The sequence below is a fragment of the Streptomyces racemochromogenes genome, assembly GCF_044129415.1.
Lineage (GTDB): Bacteria > Actinomycetota > Actinomycetes > Streptomycetales > Streptomycetaceae > Streptomyces > Streptomyces racemochromogenes_A.
Window position 1 is genome coordinate 17,508 of record NZ_JBBDHD010000038.1, and the last position, 18,582, is coordinate 36,089.

The window sequence follows — 18,582 nt, forward strand, 5'->3', positions numbered from 1 at the left end:
TGCGGCGGCGGCTCCACTCTGGGCACTCCCCGACAAACGGGGAACCACCCCTTCCCATCAGGGACTTCCCTCTGGAGCCGCCATGTCCTCGTCCGCCGCCACACCCGGTACGCCGCCCGGGGACGAACGCCGCAGGCGCCGTCTCGCGCTCGTCGGCGGCTCGCTCGGGAACCTCGTGGAGTGGTACGACTGGTTCGTCTACGCCAGCTTCGCCATCTACTTCGCGGATTCCTTCTTCCCCGGCGACAACCCGACCACCCAGCTGATGAACACGGCGGGCATCTTCGCCGTCGGGTTCCTGATGCGTCCCGTCGGCGGGTGGATCCTGGGGCGGGCCGCCGACCGGCACGGGCGCAAGAGCGCGCTCACGCTCACCGTCACCATGATGTCGGTGGCCGCCCTGATGATCGCCGTCGCCCCGACCTACGGCCAGGCCGGCTACTTCGGCGCCGTCGTCCTGCTGCTGGCCCGGCTGCTCCAGGGGATGAGCATCGGCGGGGAGTACGCGGCCAGCGCCACGTACCTGACCGAGGCCTCGGCCCGCGACCGGCGCGGGCTGGGGTCCTCGTTCCAGTACGTGTCGATGACCTGCGGCCAGCTCCTGGGGCTGGGGATCCTGATCACGATGCAGCACACGCTGACCAAGGAGCAACTGGGCAGCTGGGGCTGGCGCGTTCCGTTCCTGCTCGGCGCCGTCTTCGCGGTCGTGGTGTTCTGGCTGCGGCGCCGGCTCCAGGAGACCGACGCGTTCAAGGAGGGCGGCGCCCACGACGACAGCGCGCGCGGCTCGCTCAGGGCGCTGTGGGAGCACCGCCGGCAGGCGGGGCTGGTCATGGCGCTCACCCTCGGCGGCACCGTCGCCTACTACACGTACACCACCTACCTCACCAAGTACCTGGTCGGCAGCGCGGGCATGGCCAAGAACACGGCCACGCTGGTGAGTTTCACCGCTCTGGCCCTCTTCGCCGTGCTCCAGCCCTTCGCGGGCATGCTGTCCGACCGGATCGGCCGCCGACCCCTGCTGATCACCTTTGCGGTGGGCTGCACCGTCGGCACCTATCCGATCATGACGGCGCTCGGCTCGGCGTCCTCGTACTGGTCCGCGCTCGGCCTGTCCCTGCTGGCCCTGGTGATCGTCACCGGCTACACCTCCATCAACGCGGCGGTGAAGGCGGAGCTGTTCCCCACCCGGGTCCGGGCGCTGGGCGTGGCGCTGCCGTACGCGATCGCCAACGCGCTGTTCGGCGGCACGGCGGAGTACGTGGCGCTGTGGTTCAAGAACGGCGGGCACGAGAAGGCGTTCTTCTGGTACGTGTCGGGGTGCGCCCTCGTCTCGCTGGTCACGTACGTGCTGATGCCCGACACCCGCAACGCGGCCCTCAGCCGCGCCGAGGAGGAGGCGGGGGCGCCTGCTCCGACGGCCGCCGCAGTGTCGGCACGATAGGCTGCCGACCAGGCCAGGCCGGACCGGGCACGGGTACGGGTACGGGTACGGGGAGGTGCGGTGCACGCGCTGCTCGTCGAGGACGACGACCGGATGGCCCGCGCCCTGGGCACCGCGCTCGCCCGGCGGGGCCACACCGTCCGCCGGGTGGGCCGGGCGCTGGACGCCCTGCGGCACGTCCGCGAGGCGGAGTTCGTCCTGCTCGACCTCGGCCTTCCCGACCTCGACGGGCTCGAACTGCTGCGGCGGCTGCGCACCGTCTGCGACGCGCCGCTGATCGTGGTGACCGCCCGGTGTGAGGAGCGCGACGTCGTGCAGGGGCTGCGGGCGGGCGCCGACGACTACGTGGTCAAGCCGTTCCGGATGGCGGAGCTGATCGCCCGCATCGACACCGTGCGCCGGCGGACCGGCCCGCGGACCCACCGGCCGGGCGGCGCCGGTACGGACGGCGGCGGGGGCGGGCCGGTACGCGCCGGGGACGTCGAGGTGGACCCGGCCCGCCGGACCGTCACCGTGGCGGGCAGCGAAGTCCGGCTGACCCGGCGGGAGTTCGACGTGCTCGCCCATCTGGCCGCCCGTCCCGACGAGGTGCACGCGCGGGAGGAGATCCTGGACCGGATCTGGGGCGACGCCTTCCTCGGCGCCTCCCGCTCCCTCGACGTGCACGTGGCGGGGATCCGCGCCAAGACGGGCCGTCCCGGCCTGGTGCGGACCGTGCGCGGGTTCGGCTACCGGCTCGGCGGCGCGGCCCCGGCCGCTCCCGGGGAGCAGGACGCGGACCGGTGAGACGCCGGCTGCTCGCGGTGCTGATGGTGCTCATGGGGACCGCCGCGCTGCTGCTCTGCGTCCCGCTGGCCGACGCCTACGCGCGGGGGCGCACCGAACACCTGCTGCTCCAGCGGCGGTCGGACGCCGTGCGGTTCGCCGACCTCGCCGACCGGGCGGACAGTGTCGCCGACCGCGCGGAGCTGTCCGCCGAGATCGGCCGGTACGCGGAGCTGTACGGGGCCTCGGTGGTCGTGGTCGACGCGGCGGGGGCGACCGTCGCCCGGGCGGAAGGCGGCGGCCGCGCCCGGCCGTCCGGTGCCGCCGACGCCCGGCGCAGGGCCCTCACCGGGCGCTCCACCGACCGGCTCCCCACGATCCGCCCCTGGGGCCCGGACGGCGTGGTGCTCGCCGAGCCGGTGGGACGGGACGAGCGGGTCAGCGGGGCGGTGCTGCTGGCCGTGCCCACGGACGCCGCCCGCCGGGACGTGGCGGTCCGGTGGTCGCTGATCGGCGCCGGGGCCGTCGCCGCCTTCGCCGCGGCGGCCCTGGTCGCCGCGGGGATCACGCGCTGGCTGATGCGCCCGGTCCTCGATCTGGACCGGGCGGTGGAGCGGCTGGCGGCGGGCAGTCTGCGGGCCCGGGCCGTCTCCGACACCGGACCGCCGGAACTGCGGCGGCTGCGGCGGCACTTCAACGCGATGGCGGAAGCCGTCGCCGACTCCCTGGGACGCCAGCGCGACTTCGTCGCCGACGCCTCGCACCAGCTGCGCAATCCCCTGGCCACGCTGGTGCTCCAGCTGGAGAACGTCGAACCGCACATCGCCCCGGGCCCGGGACTGGCCGAGCACGCCCGGGCCCTGGACGAGGCGGAGCGGCTGGAGGAGCTGCTGGACGGGCTGCTGGCGCTGGCGCGGGTGGAGGCCGGGGCGGCGGAGCTCGCGGACCAGGACCTGGCGGGGGCGGTACGCGGACGGGTCGAGGCCTGGTCCCCGGTGTTCCGGGCCGCCGGGCTCGTCCTGGCGGCCGGCGGCCTGCCGCGGGAGCTGCGCGTCCGCGCCCTGCCCGACGCCGCAGGGCGGATCCTGGACGCGCTGCTCGACAACGCGGTGAAGTTCGTGCCGTCCGGCGGCCGGGTGGAGGTGGGCGTCACGGGCGGGGCCAACGGCGGGGCCCTCGTCCGGGTCGCCGACGACGGGCCCGGGGTTCCGGCGGACCAGCTGGGCCTGCTGCTGCGGCGTTTCACCCGCTCGCCCGAGCACCAGAACGTGCGCGGCAGCGGTCTGGGGCTCGCCATCGCCGAGGAGATCGCCCGGATCAGCGGGGGCGGGCTCGCCGTCGCCGCGAACGCCCCGCGGGGCCTGGTCTTCACGTTCCGGCTGCCGTCCCCCGGGGACGGCGCGCCGCACACCGGGGAGAGCCGGCCGTGCACCGGGGACGCTCAGCCGTACACCGAGCGGTAGTAGGAGACCGCGCCCGGGTGCAGCGGCACCTCACCGGTGGAGATGGCGAACCGGGGTTCCAGGCGCACGCCGGCCGTCACCTCGCGCAGCAGGTCGTGCCGGCGGTCGAAGAGCACCCGCAGCAGCTCGCCCGTGGCGGACGCGGCCACGTCCTCGCGGGCCAGGAGGTAGTTGCCGACGCCGATGGTGCCCACGGGTCCGGTCAGTCCGTAGGCTCCGGCGGGCAGGGTGACGGTCGTGTAGACGGGCCCGTACCGGCGGCGCAGGGAGTCCGCGTAGCCGTCCAGCGGCAGGAAGCGCAGCGGGAGTGCGCGGGCCAGGCCGGTCAGGGCCGGGGTGGGTACGCCGCCGGACCAGAACACGGCGTCGACCTCTCCCGAGCGCAGCGCGGCCGCCGACTCGGCGAGGCCGAGCTGCCGTTCGCCGGCCGGCGCCGGGCCCTGCGTCAGGCCGGCGGCGCGCAGCACGCGGCCCGCCAGCACCTGGACCCCCGACCCGGCCGCGCCGGCCGCGAGCGGGCGCCCGGCGAGGTCGGTCAGCGAGCGGACCGGTCCGGCGGCCGGGACCAGGAGGTGGGTGTAGTTGACGTAGACCCGTGCCAGAGCCGTCACCGGAGCCCGCCGGGCGAACGGTTCGCGGCCCAGGACGGCGTCCTCGCAGACGTCGGCCATGGACAGCGCGAGGTCGGCGGAGCCCTCGTCCAGCCGGTGCAGGTTGTCCACGCTCGCGGCGGTGGCCAGCGGGACGATCTCCAGCCGGCTCCCGCTGTCGGCGACGGCGCGGGCGAGGGCCTGCCCGAAGGCGTGGTACGGGCCTCCCTGCGGCCCGGTCGCCAGCCGGAGCCGGGGCGCGGGCCCTGCGTGCCCGGAGCAGCCGGCGAGGGCCGCCGTGACCGCGCCGAGCCCGGCGGCCAGCAGGCGTCGGCGTCCGGTCGCTGCGCTGGTCACGGCGGCAGCCTGACGCGCGCTCACGCGCGCAGGTCCTCCGCGGTGGGAACGACGATGCCGAACAGGTCGGTGATCGTGGTCAGGGCGGCGGCCTGGAGTGCGGGAGCGGGCAGGACGGTGCCGTCGGGGGTGGTCAGGGCGCGGGTGGCCGTGGCCTCGGCGACGACGGTGGGCCGGTAGCCGAGGTTGAAGGCCTGCTGGGCGGTGAAGGTGATGCACATGTGCGTCATGAACCCGGCCAGCACGAGGTCCTTTCCGCTGCCCGCGGCGAAGCCCAGGCCGGTGAGGGTCTTCTCCAGGTCGGTGGCGTGGAAGGCGTCGGGGAAGTTCTTGACCACCACGGGTTCGCCGTCGGCCGGGGCGACCTCGTCGCCGGGGGCGCCGATGTGCTCGCGGACGTCGTACGGGCTGCCCTCGCCGCCGTCGTGGACGACGTGGACGACGGGGATGCCGGCGGCGCGGGCCTGCTCCAGCAGGCGGGCGCCCGCGGCGACGGCCTCCTCGGCTCCTTCCAGGGCCATGACGCCGGTGCGGTAGGTGTTCTGGAAGTCGATCATGATCAGGGCGCAGTCGCCCAGCCGGGGCGGCCGGTTGTCCAGTCCGCTCAGCTCGCGCAGGGTCGCGGACGCGGTGGTGGTGCTGTCGACGGTGGTCGTGGTGCTCATGGGTGCCTCTCATCGGGATGCGGGCCCGGCGGGAGCGGGCAGGGCGGAGCGTCCGCCCTGCCGTGCGCCGGGGGAAAGGGGTGGGGGCGGGTGGGCGGCCGTCAGGCCGTCTGGGTGCGGAAGCGGCGCCGGTAGGCGGCGGGGGTGGTGGCGAGCTGCCGCCGGAAGGCCCGGTGCAGGGTCTCCGCCGAGCCGAGGCCGGCGGTGGCCGCGACCCGGTCGAGCGGGTGGTCGGTGGTCTCCAGCAGCCGCCGGGCCAGTTCGACGCGCACCGCTTCGACGTAGGCGGCGGGGCTGGTGCCCGTCTCCTGTTTGAAGACGCGGGCGAAGTGCCGTTCGCTCAGGCACATCCGGGCGGCCAGGGCCGGCGCGGACAGATCGGCGTCGGGGTGGTCGGCGATCCACAGGCGCAGGTCGTCGATCTCCCGCCGCCCGGCGGCCGGGCGGCTGAGCGGTACCGAGAACTGGCTCTGCCCGCCCTGCCGCTTGAGGTACATCACCAGCTGCCGGGCCACGGCGAGCGCGGTCTGCTCGCCGAGGTCCTCCGCGACCAGGGCGAGCGCGAGGTCCAGGCAGGCGCTGATCCCGGCCCCGGTCCACAGCCGGCCCCGGTCGGTCCGGACGAAGATGGGGTCGGGGTCGACCGTGACGCCCGGGTGGTCGGCGGCGAGCTGGGCGGCGGTCGACCAGTGGGTGGTGGCCGTCCTCCCGTCGAGCAGGCCGGCGGCGGCCAGCAGGTGGGCGCCCACGCACACCGACGCGACGCGCCGGGCGTGCGGGGCGGTCTCCCGCACCCAGGCCACGACGTCCTCGTCGATCCGGGCGACGGGGCCCTCCTCGGCCATGTCGACCGCGCCCGGCACGAGCAGGGTGTCCACCTGCGCGCCGACGTCGCCGAACGCCACGTCGGTCAGCAGCCGTACGCCCGCCGACGTGCGCACCGGGCCGGGCGCCGCGCCGGCGAGGCGGACCTCGTACCCGGCCCGGCCGGCGGTCTCGCGGTTGGCCAGCGCGAAGACCTCCGCGGGGCCGGTGACGTCGAGGAGGTCGACATCGGGGAAGACCGCGATGACGACACGGTGTGCGGTGGGCATGCCCCCATCCTCCCCGCGGCCGGCGCATGGCGGCAATGACGCTTCCCCGTCACATTCGGACACGAGTCCCAAGGGGGAGTCCGGCCGGGGGCGCGGGCCCCGCCCGGCGATCGGGTGACCTGGCGCCACCTCTTCCCGCGGACGCCCGTTACCAGGACGACCTCCCCACCCGGGGCCGGTCCTCCGCCAGACAAGGAACCTTTCGAGCATGCTGAAGAAGATGATGGTCACCGCCGCAGCCACCGCAGCCGCGCTCGGTGCGGGCGCTGCCGCTGCCGCCCCGGCCATGGCCATCGGCAACGACAACGGGATCAACACCGTCAACGGCAACGGTGCCCAGCAGATCTACGGCAACCAGAAGACCACCGGTGACCAGAGCCCCCAGCTCAGCCTGGTCCAGGGTTCCGCGAACAAGCCCTGCGTCGGCCTGCCCGTCAAGGTGAACGCCCAGTCGCTGGTGGCCATCCTGGCCAACGTCGGTGTCCAGGACATCAACGTCCTGTCCAACCCGCAGAACCAGCAGTGCACCGAGAACTCCACCCAGGCCAAGGGCGACGAGCCGCTCTCGCACATCCTGGACAACATCCCGGTCCTCTCCGGCAACCTCTCCGCCGGCAGCTGAACGGCCGAGGCCCCCCACCCCGCGTCCGGGGTGGGGGGCCTCGTCATGCCGTCAGCGGGACCGGCGGGCGGTCACCACATCACCGGCAGGCGCTCGGGGAGGCGCTTCATGAAGCCGGTGCGCCATACGAGCTGTTCGACGGGGACGGCCAGCCGCAGCCGCGGCATCGCCGCGAGGACGGCGCGCAGGCCGATCTCGGCGTGCTTCTTGCCGAGGGCCGTGGCCGGGCAGTAGTGGGAGCCGCCTCCGAAGGAGAAGTGGGCGGAGGAGTTGGCCCGCGTGAAGTCGAGGCGGTGCGGGTCCGGGAACACCGAGGGGTCGAAGTTGGCGCCTTCGGGAAGCACGAGCACCAGCTCGCCCTTCTTCACCTCGACGTCGCCGAGGGTCATGTCCTCCATCGCCAGGCGGGGCAGGCCGTCGCCGATGGACAGGTTGATCCGCAGGAGCTCGTCCACGGCCTGGGGCATCAGTTCGGGGTGGTCGGCCAGGTGGTCGGCCTCCTCCGGGTGGGTGAGCAGGGTGACCAGGGCCATGGCGAGGAAACCGGCGGTGGAGATGACGCCCGCGCCGAACAGGGTGACGCCGACGGTCGCGAACATCTCGTCGCTGACGTGCTCGTAGCCCTCGGTGCCGCGCAGCTTCGCGAGGTCGCCGACCAGGCCCTGCTCGGTGTCGTCGAGACGGGCCGTCATGTAGGCGATGTCGCGGTCCCAGTTCAGCCGGGCGGCGGGGATCTCCCGGGGGCTGTTCATGAACGCGATCGGGAGCGACTCCGACAGCAGCGGGGCCGCCTCGTGGGGTATGCCGAGGATCTGGCAGTGCATCGCCTCCGAGAAGGGGTCGGTGAACATGGACCGGATGTCGACGGGAGCGCCGTGCCGGACCATCCGCTCGACCAGCTCCGCGGCGTGCTGCTCCATCCACTCCTGGAGGCCGGGGGCCTTGGGGTTGATCGCCTTCATGACGGCCTTGCGCAGGCCGGCTCCGGTGATGTTGCCCATGTTGTTGACGACCTCGGGCGGGATCGTCAGCGCGTACTGGCGGGGCACCCCCGGGTCGGAGGTGTTCTTGAGGCTGAACCGGTCGTCCTCCAGGACCTGCTTGACGAGTTCGTACGAGGAGACCAGCCAGGCCTCGGCTCCGGCGATGGTGCGTACCTTCACCACCGGGGCGAGTTCGTCGATCTGGGCGGGCAGGTGGGTGCCGTCCCACGTGAAGGGGAAGTCGAGGATCGGCTCCGCGTGGGTGGTCACAGCTGGTCTCCTTCGGTGGCGGGGGTGACGACGGCGTGGCCCTGGTTGCGGGAGGCCCGCAGCCCGGCGCCGCGCGAGTAGAGCAGGTCCGCCATGGGCAGCGCCTGGTGGTAGCAGTTCAGCGACGAGGGGACGCCGAGGATCGCGGGGGTGTCGAGGAACAGGGGCGCTTCGGCGCACACGTAGTCGAGGCAGACCTTCCGCTGCTGTTCGGTGGGCTGCCGGCCTCCGAGCACCTTCGAGGAGAGGAAAATGTCCACGAGTTCGTTCGCGGTCTGGGCGAACGCCGGATCGGTGCCCAGCCGTTCCAGCAGGTCGGCGTGCATGAGGTCGTACGCGGGGATGCCCTGGAGCGACGACATCGGTCTGCCGCGCAGGCGGGTGCCCGACGGGTCGATGTCGGCCACCGCGTTCGTCACCTTGGCGCGGACGCCGCGCAGGTTCTTGACCGTTTTGCGGCGTGCTTCGTCCTCCGGATAGCCCATGGCCACATACATTTCGGCCACGTGCAGGTCGGTGTAGATCAGATCGGCCTGGCGGAAGTTGTCGAGGGCCCATTCGGCGAGCGCGTGCACGCGCTGGGCGGAGAAGTAGGAGTTGCCGGGGGAGATGCCGATGACGGCGTGGTCCCCTTCGCCAGCGATGACCTGGCAGTGCGGGGTGTAGGGGTCAACGCGGAAGGCGCTGGTCCGGGTTGCTGTTGTCATGGGAGTGGTCACGTCCCTGTCGCCGCGATTCCCCGCTCGGACCCCGTGTCCCGGGTGCGGCGGCGACGTTCAGAACCTATCCGCAAAGCGCGGCTCCGGTTGGATTACCGCACAGTTCGTCTCGGCTTCTGGACTCAGCTGTTGCCCCAGTCAACAGGCTTGACATGTGGGGCTGTTGTTCTGCCCTGCAAGGTGGCGATCAGGTGGTTCCCTGACTCATTGCGACCTTTCCACTACAAGATCGCCCGATGGGCCACATGTGCCCGCTGGCCGGAACGGGAGGCCGAAAACATCCCGTGGACCTTCCCGCCCTTCCGGGGCGCGATCGAACATAGTGGGTCATAGCAGTCCGAGGAGGTCGCCGGCGGCGCCCACGCCGTGGGCGGGGCCCGCGCCGTGGGCGGGGCCCGCGCCCTCGCCGAGCTGCGACATATGTCAAGGTCATGTCACGGAACTGCCACAGCGCCGCGCCCGCGCAACCGTCCGGGGGCGCGGCGCGTGACCGTGGACGCGAGTGCCGGCGCGGGGCCGGTCGTGAACCATCGGGAGCACCCCATGCAGTACACCAGCAGCCTTCGGCGCACCGCCACGGCACTCGCGGCGGCCGCTGCGGCCACCGCCCTGATGACGGGCTGCGGGCCGACCGGGGACACGGGCGCCGGCGCCGCCACGCCGTCCTCCCCGCCGGCGGCTTCGGGACCGGCGCCCGCGACGGCCACCGGCGGCACGGGCGGGAGCGGCGCCACGGGCGGCTCCTCCACCGGGGGCGCGGGCGGCTCCTCCACCGGGGGCGCGACGGGCGGTGGCGGCGCCAAGCCGACGCCCTCCGCTCCGGGCGGCGGCGGCAAGGTGAAGGCCTGCACGACCGAGGACGTCGAGGTCTCCCCGGCCCACCTGGCCGACGTCCGTCCGACCGGTACGGGTACCGGGGCGGTGGTCGTCTCGGTCACCAGCCGGGCGCACTGCACCCTGCAGGGCTTTCCCCAGGTGGCCGGCGCGGGCAACGGCTCGCCCGACAAGAACCTCCCCCTGGCCACCACCAACAGCGGTACGGCCGCACCGGTGGTCCTGACCCCGGGGGCCCGCGCCTGGACGAAGCTGACCTTCGTCAACGTCCAGGGCGAGGCGGACGGCTACTGCGTGTCCGGCTCCACGCCCGTGGTCTTCCCCAGCCTGGTCATCCGCGTGCCGGGGGCGGGCGCCCACCAGATCGGCATGGACGACGGGCAGTTCGCCGAGTGCGACAACAAGGTGACCGTCACCCCCTTCTCCCTGACCAAGCCGTCCTGACCCGGGCGCAACGGGCGGGCGGCCGGAGGGGGCGTCAGGAGACGCCGTACCACTGGCTGCCCCAGCCGGTGTTGATCGTGCCGGTGGACTGCTCCGCGAGGTTGAGGGCGGGCGGCAGCGAGGTCTGGCCGGTGAGGACCGTGCTGTAGCGCAGGGCCGGGGGCGCCAGGCCCGCGTTCACCGAGATGCCGGCGCCCGTCGCCTTCAGGGTCAGGGCGTTGGTGGCCCAGTTGCCGTTCAGCAGGAGGGCGATGAAGTAGGTGCCGGGGCCGGCGGTGAAGGGCTTGGTGAGGGGCAGCGGCTTGGCCACCGCCTCGGTCATCAGCTGCGGCGAGACGTCGGCCGTGGACCCGAGCAGTCTGCCGGTGGCGTCGTACACGCCGAGGTAGCAGTTGGAGAGCTGGGCGCCCGCGTCGACGCCGGCCAGGCCCAGCCAGATGTTCGACCAGGTGATCTGCTCGCGCAGGCCGATCCGCACCAGGGTGATCCGCCCGCCGACGCCGGCGGCCGACTGGGCGGTGACGTGCCCCGCGTCGTTGGGGTCGCCGGTCCACGCCAGCAGGTTCTGGTCCTGCGGGCGGGGCCCCTCGTACCCCGCGCCGCCGCCCTGCACGGGTGCGGGCGCGGCCGCCGGGGTGCTCGCGGGCGGGTGGGCGCCGCCGTCGGACGAGGTGCACCCGGAGAGGGCGAGCAGCGCTGCGAGGGCGGCGGCGAGGGCGGCTGTGGTGGTACGGGTGCGCATGGTCCCCCCATGTGGTGCGGATGTGCCGGGGGTCATCGTCACACGCGTCCCTGTGGTCACGGCAAGCAGCCGGTTCTACCGCCTGCGCGGGGGCGGTTCCGGCCTGCGCGGGCGCGGAGTTGGCCCGGGAACCGGTCGCGGCGGAGGGCGGACGCGCCGATACTGCACGCACGGGCAGGAGCGGGCCGGGGAGGGCGGGGAACCGATGGGGTCGGGCGGACGGTGGGGCGGGGTCGCGCGCGGGCGCGCGGTGGCGGTGTCGGCGGTGCTGGGGGCGGTGGGAACCGGTGTCCTCGTGCCCGCCGCGCCGGCCGGGGCGGCGCCGCGGTGCGCGTCCGCCGGGGCGGGCGGCCCGGTGCAGGTGGGGTACGTCCCGGACTGGGTCGAGTCGATCGCGGTGGACCGGCGGGGCCGGATGTTCGCCACCGCGTACTTCAGCGGGCGGGTCTACCGGATCGACGCCCCGGGGGCGGCCCCCGTCGCGCTCACCGGGAACATCGGCGCCGACGGCGGGATCGCCGTCCGCGAGGACGGCCGGCTGCTCGTCGGAACGGGCAACGACCTCGCGCACTCGCTGACCGGGGACCTGCTGCCGGTGTCGGAACTGCTGGAGGTGGACCCGGAGACCGGGGCCGTCTCCGTGTACGCGTCGGGGCTCGGCGGTATCGACGGGGTCGCGCTCGCGCCCGACGGGACCGTGTACACGACGACCCTGGGCGGTTCCGGCATCGGGCGGGTCACTCCGGACGGCCGGGTGGATCCCGCGTGGGCGCGGGTGGCGCAGCCCAACGGGATCGCCGTGGCCCCGGACGGGTCCGAGGTGTACGTCGTCCAGACCACCCTCGGCCCCGGGGTGTACCGGATCCCGGTCGGGGACCCGGGGCATCCGCGACGGTGGGTCTCGACCGGGGTCGCCGACGCCGCTGCGCTGCCGGACGGGCTCACCCTCGACGGCCGGGGCCGCCCGCTGATCGCCACGCACGCGGCGGGCCAGGTGTGGCGGGTGGAGGACGGGGCGTTGTGCGCCGTGGCGTCGGGACCGCAGCTGCGCCTGTCGACGCAACTGGTGTACGGGCGGGGCGGCCAGGGGTTCTCGGCCGGACGGCTCTACCGTGCGGGGATCGACGGGCGGATCTACGAGGTGCCGGACGGGGGTCCCTAGGGCCTGTCGTCGAACTCCCGTCGTCGCCCGTGCCGGGCGTCGCGGGGCAGACGGGAGTGTGACGACAGGCCCTAGGGGGTGAGGTCGTCCCAGGCCATCGAGCTCATCCGCCAGCCCTGCGGGGTGCGCACGAACTGGGTGGTCTTGCGGCCCTCGCCCTCGAACCACTCCCCCTCCAGGCGGCCCGACTTGCGGTAGGTGCTGAAGCGGTGGGCGATCGTCCCGTAGACCTCGGTGCGTTCGCTCACCTCCCACTCGGAGAACTCCGTCAGCGTGCCGTCGGTGAGGATCCGGCGCCGGGGCTCGATGAAGGCGTCGAGGTCGTAGACGACGGGATCGCCGCCGACGTTCTTGATGATCATCCCTTCGGGGATGAACACCTTCCGCACGGCGTCCAGGTCCGGGGCCGCGGCGGTGTTGGCGAACGCGCCGAGGAAGGCGCGCATCAGCGCGTCGATTTCGGTCTTCGCGTCGGACGCGTCGGACACGTCGGGCCCCTCCCACGGGTCGTACACCGGTGTACCCGGTCGATCGTATGCGTCCCGGCTCCGCTCCAGAAGATCCGTACGGCCGGTACCGCGGCGTCCGTCCGCGTACAGTCCGTGCTGTCCCGCACCTCTCGACGGCCGGGCCGACGGCCGGACAGGAGCAGTCCCGTGGCCACAGACGCCGTCCCCGCGCAGCTTCCCCCGCAGCCGTCCGGACCGGGCGGCCGGCCCGTACCCGTGCCCGAACTGGCGCCCGCGGCGGTGGAGTCGTGGCGGGCCGGCGGAGGGCAGCTGGTCGAGCTGCTGGCGCGCACGCGCGAGCGGCTCGGCGGTGTCGCCGCCGTCCGGCTGGGGCCCCGGCCGACCGTCCTGGTCACGGCGCCGGAGGCCGTGCGGCACGTCCTCGCCCAGCACCCGGACCGGTACGTCAAACGCTCCCACCGGGCCCGCCTGCTGATCGGCGACGGGGTGCTCGCCGCGACGGGCGGGGCCTGGAAGCGGCAACGGCGGCTGCTCCAGTCGCAGTTCACCGGGCCGGGGATGCGCCGATACGAGCAGCGGATCGCCGCCGCGGCCCGGGCCGCGGCCGGCCGGTGGGCCGGGTACGCGCGCACCGGTCAGGTCTTCGACGTCGGGGAGGAGATGCGCCACTTCGCCCTCGACACCATCTGGCGCTCCCTCACCGGGCATCCCCTGGATCCGCCGACCGCCCGCGAACTGGCCTCCGTCGCGGCCGTGGTGGCGGCGCTGCCGAGCCTGCCGGCCGATGCGGTGGAGGCGCGGGGCACGGTGGCCCGGGACCTCGCGCGGATCGACGCGGTGGCCCGGGAGGCCATCGCGGCCGCCCGCCGGGGGGAGGCCGGACCCGACGGGCCCGGCCTGCTCCGGGTGCTGGTCGATGCCGCGCGGGAGCACCCCGAGTACACCGACGTGCTGGTGCGCGACGAGCTGGTGACCCTGCTGGTGGCCGGGCACGAGACCACCGCCACCACCCTGACCTGGCTGTACCTGCTGCTCGACCGGGAGCCGCGGGCCCGCGAGGAGGCGCTCGCGGCCGGCGCCGCGGGGTCCCCGCAGCGGCGGGAGGCGGTCCAGGCGCTGGTCGGCGAGACCCTGCGGCTGTACCCGTCGGCGTGGATCCTGCCCCGGTACACGGCGGAGGCCGACACCGTGGCGGGGTACGCGGTGGAGGCGGACAGCGACGTGCTGGTCTGCCCGTACCTGACGCACCGCGACCCGAACCTGTGGCCGGATCCGGAGCGGTTCGACCCGCGGCGGTTCGGAGGCGGTGGCCGCCGCCCCACCGCGACGGGCGCCTACCTGCCCTTCGGGGTGGGTCCCCGGGCGTGTCTGGGGACGCAGTTCGCGCTGCGGGAGTCGACGGTGCTGCTGGAACGCCTCCTGCCGCTGGGCCTGCCCGCCTTCTCCTCCGTCCCGGAGGGGGCCTCGTACGGTCTCACGGTCCGCCCCGACGGGCCGACTCCGGCGGCGCTGGCCCCCACTCCCTAGACCCAGGGCAGGGTGCGCCAGGGGCTGGTGGGGTCGGTGGTGAGGAGGCGGTGGACGGCGAGGACCGACTCGTACCACTCGCCGAACTCCTCGTCGTCGAAGTGGAGGCAGCGGCCGAGGACGTAGCCGGCGGAGAAGTCCTCCCAGGAGCGGTAGTTGTCGTGGACGAGGCGTCCGGCGCGGACCACGGCCGCCTCGGCCTCCGCCGGGGTGCACAGGCGGGCGCCGAGGCCCCAGCGGGCCATGCCGGAGGCCCGGCCGTAGTCCCAGGCCTCGACGCTGCGGACGTACCCGCCGTCCGGCAGCAGGCCGTCGGCGCGGAAGCGGGCCTCGTAGCGGGTGATCCGGCCGATCAGCCGCTGCACCCCCGCCACCTGGCCCTCCAGCTCGGCCGGGGACAGCGGGCTGCCCTCGGTGACGCCGTCGGGGGTCAGCCGGGGCTGCGCAGCGGCCTCGGCGCGGCGGCGCACGACATTCGCCGCGGCCTGGCGCCAGTGGTCGGCCTCGACGGGCCCGGCGAAGTCCAGGGCCATGCCGCTGCGCAGCCGCAGGACGAACTCCCAGACTCCGCTGACCATGTCGGCGGCGAGCAGCCGCTGCTGGGTGCTCTGCCACTGCTCGCGGGTGGTGACGCCCCACCAGCGCTCCAGCGACCGCTTCTCGGCGGCGTAGCCGCCGCCGTGGTAGGCCATGGCGTTCCAGAACCGGCCGTTGGCCACCGCGATGTGGGCGCCGGCCGCCAGCCCGAAGGCGACCCGGCCCGTGAGGGGACCGCCCTGCTCCAGGGTGTGGACGGTGTCCGCGGCCGGATCGCGGTCCGCGACGGCTTCGCTGTGGCGCCGCCACAGCGCCCGGCCCTCGGGCCCGGCGGGCAGCACGCCCTCGCAGGGGCTGCCGGGATTGACGACGAGGTACGGCGGATCCTGCGTGGTCCACACCTCGGCGAACCAGTCCAGGTCGTAGCCGTTGTAGACGGGGTCGGGCAGCGGCTGCGGCAGCATGCCGGCCGTGTAGACGGCCAGGCACATCGTCTGCGTCCCCGGGTTCCAGTACGGGTGGAAGAGGCTGCTGCCGGGGTTCGCGTCGACGTGGGCCCTGGACTGCATCATGTACAGGTCCACACGGGCGAGGAGGTCGTAGTAGGCGGGCCAGTCCCCCCGCTCCTTCGCCTCGTACAGCCCTCGCTCGATCGCGCTCGGCGCCTGCCAGCCCGGCGGACCGAACTCCCCCGGCGGACCGAACTGCCCCGGCGGGCCCTGCCGCACCGGCAGGGCACCTCCCTCGTGACTCGTTGTCAACCCCATGGGAAAACCCTAACGGGCGGTCCGGGGGTCGACGGGCGTCAGGACCCCGAGACGGTCCTCGACCGCCTGGGCGGCGGCGAGGCACAGGTCCTCGCGGAAGGCCCGTCCGATGATCTGCACCCCCGCGGGGAGCCCCTCGCGCAGTCCGGTGGGGACGGCCACGGCGGGTACGCCGACGAAGCTGGTGGCGGTGCACAGGCGCATGCCGGAGGCGACGCGGTCGCGGCCCGCCCGGTCCCGGGACTCCAGCCCCGGCTCGACCGGCGGCTCGGTGAAGGAGGGGCCGAGGAGCAGCGGGTACGCGTCGAGGAACCCGGCCCAGGAGCGGCGCAGGTTCAGCCAGGTGCCCGCCAGCGCCACGAGTTCGGCGGCGGTGGCGGGCGGGGTGCGGTCCATGGCGAACCGGATGTAGCGGTCGCCGCCCTCGCCCAGGAGGGTGCGGACGGCCGGCCAGGCGGGGGCGAACTCGGTGAGGGTGATGCGGTCGTACGCGTCCAGGGTCTCGTCGAGCCGCGGGACGTCCGCGACCTCGCACACCTCGTAGCCGGCGTCGGCGAGCGCGGCGGCCGCGTCGGCGACGGCGGCGCGGACGGCCGGGTGGACCCCCCGGCCTCCGGGGTCCGCCACCACCGCGACCTTCACGGGGCCGGGGAGCGGGGGCCCGTAGGCGGGTACGGGGACGGCCCTCGGGTCGCGGGGGTCGGTGCCGGCCAGCGCCTCGTAGGCCAGGCGCAGGTCGGCCACGCTGCGGGCGAACGGGCCGTCGGTGACGAGCGCCTGGGAGGCCGGGCCGGGGTCGTCGGGGCCGAGCACCCGGTGGTCGGCGGGGAAGCGCCCGGTGGTCGGCTTCAGTCCGGCGACCCCGCAGAACTGGGCCGGGACGCGGATGGAGCCGCCGGAGTCGTTGCCGAGGCCGAGGGCGGCCATGCCCGTGGCGACGGCGACCGCGTCGCCGCCGCTGCTGCCGCCGGGGGTCCGGGCGGGGTCCCAGGGGTTGGCGGTGTCGCCGAAGAGTTCACTGCGGGTGTGCATGCCGGCGAGGACCAGGGTGGGCATGTTGGAGTGGCCGACGGGGATGGCCCCGGCGGCGCGCAGCCGGGCCACGGGGGGCGCGTCGGCCGGGGCGACCAGGTCGCGGAAGCGGGGCACGCCGAAGGTGGTGGGCACCCCTTCGACGGGGGTGGTCTCCTTCACCGTGAAGGGCACGCCGGCGAGGGGACCGAGCTCCTCCCCCGCGGCGCGCCTGCGGTCGGTCAGGGCCGCGGCCTCGCGGGCCCGCCCGGCCATCGGCTGGGTCACGGCGTTCACCCGCGGGTTGACCTCCGCGATGCGTTCCAGATGGCTCTCCACCAGCTCGGCGGCGGAGACCTCGCCGCCGCGCACGGCTGCCGCCTGGGCGGCGGCCGTCATCCGCCAGAGGGGTTCCGGCATGGCTCGTACACTCCCGTCACTGTTTCGATGCGCTTGCATCGGAACCCTATACGCCGAACCGATACGGGTGCATCGAATAAACTGCGGGGACACCGTGGCGCAGAGGGAGGCGGGGAGACATGCCCAGGCAGGTGGACCACGAGGAGAGGCGCCGGCTGATCGCCGAGGCGGTGTGCCGGCTCGCGGACGAGAGCGGGCTGGAGGGCGTCACCCTGCGCGACGTCGCCGGGCGGGCCGGGGTGTCCATGGGTGCGGTCCAGCGGTGTTTCCGCACCAAGGAGGAGATGCTCCTGTTCACCCTGGGGCAGATCGGCGAGCGGATCGCCGAGCGGGTGCGGGTCCGGCTCGTGCGCAGCCCGGCCCAGTCGGCCGCCTCCGCGCTGGGCCACGCGGCCACGGAGGTGGCCCTGCTGCGCGGGGAGCACCGTACGGAGGCCCGGGTGTGGCTCGCGTTCGTGGCGCAGGCGGCGGTCAGCGCTCCGCTGGCCGAGGCGCTCAGGGCCAACTACGCCTCGCTGGAGGCGATGTTCGCCCGGCTTCTGGCGGAGGCCGCCGCGGCGCGTCCCCGGGCCGTGCCCCTCGACCCGCGGCAGGAGGCCCGCACCCTGCTCGCCCTCGCCGACGGCCTCACCACGCACGTGCTCATCGGCCACCTCAGCCCGCCCGGGGCCCGGGAGGTGCTGCACGCACACCTGGCCCGGCTCTGGGAGCGGGTGGACCAGGGCGGAGCCGGTGGGGAGCCCGCGGCCGCGCTGTGAAAGAGTGCCCTGGGCATCCATTCGCCAGGCCAGAAGGGCTCACCAGCATGAACACAGCCGACCAGCCCGACCACAGGGCGGCCGTGGCGGCGGAGGCCGCCCGCTTCGCGGACCTGGTCCGCGGCGCCGACATGACGCTCCCCGTACCCACCTGTCCCGGCTGGGACCTGACCGACCTGACCCGGCACGCCGGCAGCGTGCACCGCTGGTTCTCGGTGCTGCTGCGGCAGCGGATCCAGGCGCCGCCGACCAGCCGGGACGTGGACCTGCGCCTGCCGGAACGGGCGGAAGGATACGCCGACTGGCTGGCCGAGGGCGCCGCCGAGGCGGCGGCGGTGTTCGCCGACACCGATCCGAACGCACCCATGTGGGTGTGGGGCGCCGACGGCCACGCCCGCTTCTGGGTGCGCCGGATGCTCTTCGAGACCCTGGTCCACCGGGTGGACGCCGAGCGGGCGCTGGGGCTGCCCTCGGACGTCGACCTCGCGCTGGCACGGGACGGGGTGGACGAGTTCCTCGCCAACCTGCCCTACGCCGCCCTCTTCGCGCCCAAGGTGGCCGCCCTGCGGGCACCGGACCGGAGCATCCGGTTCGAGTGCGCCGACACGGACGGCTCCTGGCTGGTCCGGCTGCGCCCGGACGGCTTCGGCCTGGTCCCGGACGGCGCCGCGGACGCCGGCCCCGCCGACGCTCTGGTCAGCGCCCCGGCCGCCGACCTGCTCCTGCTGCTGTACGGCCGCCTGGACCGCTCGGCGACGACGGTGCGGACCGAGGGCGACGCGGAGCTGCTGGACCTCTGGTTCGCCAACTCCGCGTTCTGAGGACGCCGCCGGGCCGGACCCGCGATGCGGATCGCCATCGGGTGTGACAGCGTGGGAGCGGGCGTCCCGCGCGGGGCGGGCCGGCCTGACGTGCTTGTCGTCGTCGCGGTGCGCGGC

General features: G+C 74.6%; 18 protein-coding genes. 9 read left to right on the plus strand and 9 right to left on the minus strand.

What is annotated here, in order from left to right:
* Positions 1 to 82: 82 nt before the first annotated feature.
* From WDV06_RS17090 to WDV06_RS17100, 3 genes are read left to right on the plus strand one after another with little or no spacing between them, the layout of a single operon-like run.
* Positions 83 to 1,444 (plus strand): MFS transporter, encoded by a 1,362-nt coding sequence (locus tag WDV06_RS17090; RefSeq protein ID WP_395510607.1) that lies wholly within the window; start codon positions 83 to 85, stop codon positions 1,442 to 1,444.
* A gap of 60 nt (positions 1,445 to 1,504) precedes the next feature.
* Positions 1,505 to 2,230, plus strand: a complete 726-nt coding sequence (locus WDV06_RS17095; RefSeq protein WP_395510608.1) for a response regulator transcription factor — start codon at positions 1,505 to 1,507, stop codon at positions 2,228 to 2,230.
* Positions 2,227 to 3,672 carry a sensor histidine kinase gene (locus tag WDV06_RS17100; RefSeq protein ID WP_395510609.1) on the plus strand — a complete coding sequence of 482 codons (1,446 nt, stop codon included), beginning with the start codon at positions 2,227 to 2,229 and terminating at the stop codon, positions 3,670 to 3,672. The genes WDV06_RS17095 and WDV06_RS17100 overlap by 4 nt, the downstream gene beginning before the upstream one ends.
* Here the strand turns inward: WDV06_RS17100 and WDV06_RS17105 are convergent.
* The 3 genes from WDV06_RS17105 to WDV06_RS17115 form a co-directional block, all read right to left on the minus strand.
* The gene (locus tag WDV06_RS17105) at positions 3,651 to 4,619 is read right to left on the minus strand and encodes a TAXI family TRAP transporter solute-binding subunit (RefSeq protein WP_395510610.1); all 969 of its coding nucleotides are present in this window, start codon (positions 4,617 to 4,619) and stop codon (positions 3,651 to 3,653) included. The genes WDV06_RS17100 and WDV06_RS17105 overlap by 22 nt on opposite strands.
* A 20-nt stretch (positions 4,620 to 4,639) precedes the next feature.
* On the minus strand, positions 4,640 to 5,284 hold the full coding sequence (locus WDV06_RS17110; RefSeq protein ID WP_395510611.1) for a cysteine hydrolase family protein: 645 nt from the start codon (positions 5,282 to 5,284) through the stop codon (positions 4,640 to 4,642).
* Positions 5,285 to 5,385: 101 nt separating this feature from the next.
* Entirely contained in the window at positions 5,386 to 6,378 is a 993-nt protein-coding gene (locus tag WDV06_RS17115) for a GlxA family transcriptional regulator (RefSeq protein WP_395510612.1), read from the minus strand.
* 208 nt (positions 6,379 to 6,586) lie between these two features.
* Here WDV06_RS17115 and WDV06_RS17120 point away from each other — a divergent pair, with 208 nt between their 5' ends.
* The gene (locus WDV06_RS17120) at positions 6,587 to 7,000 is read left to right on the plus strand and encodes a rodlin (protein ID WP_395510613.1); all 414 of its coding nucleotides are present in this window, start codon (positions 6,587 to 6,589) and stop codon (positions 6,998 to 7,000) included.
* Between the two features lie 71 nt (positions 7,001 to 7,071).
* On the opposite strand, the gene WDV06_RS17125 is transcribed toward WDV06_RS17120, so the two are convergent.
* Entirely contained in the window at positions 7,072 to 8,253 is a 1,182-nt protein-coding gene (locus WDV06_RS17125; protein WP_395510614.1) for a cytochrome P450, read from the minus strand.
* Positions 8,250 to 8,960, minus strand: a complete 711-nt coding sequence (locus WDV06_RS17130; RefSeq protein WP_395510615.1) for a cyclodityrosine synthase — start codon at positions 8,958 to 8,960, stop codon at positions 8,250 to 8,252. Before WDV06_RS17130 ends, WDV06_RS17125 begins: the two co-directional genes overlap by 4 nt.
* Before the next feature lie 555 nt (positions 8,961 to 9,515).
* Here WDV06_RS17130 and WDV06_RS17135 point away from each other — a divergent pair.
* Entirely contained in the window at positions 9,516 to 10,250 is a 735-nt protein-coding gene (locus WDV06_RS17135; RefSeq protein WP_395510616.1) for a DUF4232 domain-containing protein, read from the plus strand.
* A gap of 34 nt (positions 10,251 to 10,284) precedes the next feature.
* On the opposite strand, the gene WDV06_RS17140 is transcribed toward WDV06_RS17135, so the two are convergent.
* Entirely contained in the window at positions 10,285 to 10,992 is a 708-nt protein-coding gene (locus WDV06_RS17140; protein ID WP_395510617.1) for a hypothetical protein, read from the minus strand.
* A 205-nt stretch (positions 10,993 to 11,197) separates the two neighbouring features.
* Between WDV06_RS17140 and WDV06_RS17145 the strand changes: the two genes are divergently transcribed.
* The gene (locus WDV06_RS17145) at positions 11,198 to 12,154 is read left to right on the plus strand and encodes an SMP-30/gluconolactonase/LRE family protein (protein ID WP_395510618.1); all 957 of its coding nucleotides are present in this window, start codon (positions 11,198 to 11,200) and stop codon (positions 12,152 to 12,154) included.
* Between the two features lie 71 nt (positions 12,155 to 12,225).
* On the opposite strand, the gene WDV06_RS17150 is transcribed toward WDV06_RS17145, so the two are convergent.
* Complete coding sequence (locus tag WDV06_RS17150; RefSeq protein WP_395510619.1) at positions 12,226 to 12,642, minus strand: nuclear transport factor 2 family protein; 417 nt, start codon at positions 12,640 to 12,642, stop codon at positions 12,226 to 12,228.
* 168 nt (positions 12,643 to 12,810) lie between these two features.
* On the opposite strand from WDV06_RS17150, the gene WDV06_RS17155 reads away from it, so the two are divergent.
* Positions 12,811 to 14,151: a cytochrome P450 gene (locus WDV06_RS17155; RefSeq protein ID WP_395510620.1), complete on the plus strand. Its 1,341-nt coding sequence runs from the start codon at positions 12,811 to 12,813 to the stop codon at positions 14,149 to 14,151.
* Here WDV06_RS17155 and WDV06_RS17160 read toward each other — a convergent pair.
* Entirely contained in the window at positions 14,148 to 15,455 is a 1,308-nt protein-coding gene (locus WDV06_RS17160) for a DUF1266 domain-containing protein (protein ID WP_395510621.1), read from the minus strand. The two genes, WDV06_RS17155 and WDV06_RS17160, sit on opposite strands and share 4 nt — an antisense overlap.
* A gap of 9 nt (positions 15,456 to 15,464) precedes the next feature.
* A complete protein-coding gene (locus WDV06_RS17165) occupies positions 15,465 to 16,886 on the minus strand; it encodes an amidase (protein WP_395510622.1) in 1,422 nt (473 codons plus the stop codon).
* 119 nt (positions 16,887 to 17,005) lie between these two features.
* Between WDV06_RS17165 and WDV06_RS17170 the strand changes: the two genes are divergently transcribed.
* Positions 17,006 to 17,644 carry a TetR/AcrR family transcriptional regulator gene (locus WDV06_RS17170; protein ID WP_395510623.1) on the plus strand — a complete coding sequence of 213 codons (639 nt, stop codon included), beginning with the start codon at positions 17,006 to 17,008 and terminating at the stop codon, positions 17,642 to 17,644.
* Between the two features lie 47 nt (positions 17,645 to 17,691).
* Positions 17,692 to 18,465, plus strand: a complete 774-nt coding sequence (locus WDV06_RS17175) for a maleylpyruvate isomerase family mycothiol-dependent enzyme (protein WP_395510624.1) — start codon at positions 17,692 to 17,694, stop codon at positions 18,463 to 18,465.
* The last annotated feature ends 117 nt before the right edge of the window (positions 18,466 to 18,582 follow it).

Bases quoted from the DNA above. Each gene is read 5' to 3' on its own strand.
- WDV06_RS17135 (WP_395510616.1), top strand. From the start codon at position 9,516: ATGCAGTACACCAGCAGCCTTCGGCGCACCGCCACGGCACTCGCGGCG.
- WDV06_RS17160 (WP_395510621.1), bottom strand. From the start codon at position 15,455: ATGGGGTTGACAACGAGTCACGAGGGAGGTGCCCTGCCGGTGCGGCAG.
- WDV06_RS17140 (WP_395510617.1), bottom strand. From the start codon at position 10,992: ATGCGCACCCGTACCACCACAGCCGCCCTCGCCGCCGCCCTCGCAGCG.
- WDV06_RS17145 (WP_395510618.1), top strand. From the start codon at position 11,198: ATGGGGTCGGGCGGACGGTGGGGCGGGGTCGCGCGCGGGCGCGCGGTG.
- WDV06_RS17170 (WP_395510623.1), top strand. From the start codon at position 17,006: ATGCCCAGGCAGGTGGACCACGAGGAGAGGCGCCGGCTGATCGCCGAG.
- WDV06_RS17090 (WP_395510607.1), top strand. From the start codon at position 83: ATGTCCTCGTCCGCCGCCACACCCGGTACGCCGCCCGGGGACGAACGC.
- WDV06_RS17130 (WP_395510615.1), bottom strand. From the start codon at position 8,960: ATGACAACAGCAACCCGGACCAGCGCCTTCCGCGTTGACCCCTACACC.
- WDV06_RS17165 (WP_395510622.1), bottom strand. From the start codon at position 16,886: ATGCCGGAACCCCTCTGGCGGATGACGGCCGCCGCCCAGGCGGCAGCC.
- WDV06_RS17115 (WP_395510612.1), bottom strand. From the start codon at position 6,378: ATGCCCACCGCACACCGTGTCGTCATCGCGGTCTTCCCCGATGTCGAC.
- WDV06_RS17120 (WP_395510613.1), top strand. From the start codon at position 6,587: ATGCTGAAGAAGATGATGGTCACCGCCGCAGCCACCGCAGCCGCGCTC.
- WDV06_RS17110 (WP_395510611.1), bottom strand. From the start codon at position 5,284: ATGAGCACCACGACCACCGTCGACAGCACCACCACCGCGTCCGCGACC.
- WDV06_RS17175 (WP_395510624.1), top strand. From the start codon at position 17,692: ATGAACACAGCCGACCAGCCCGACCACAGGGCGGCCGTGGCGGCGGAG.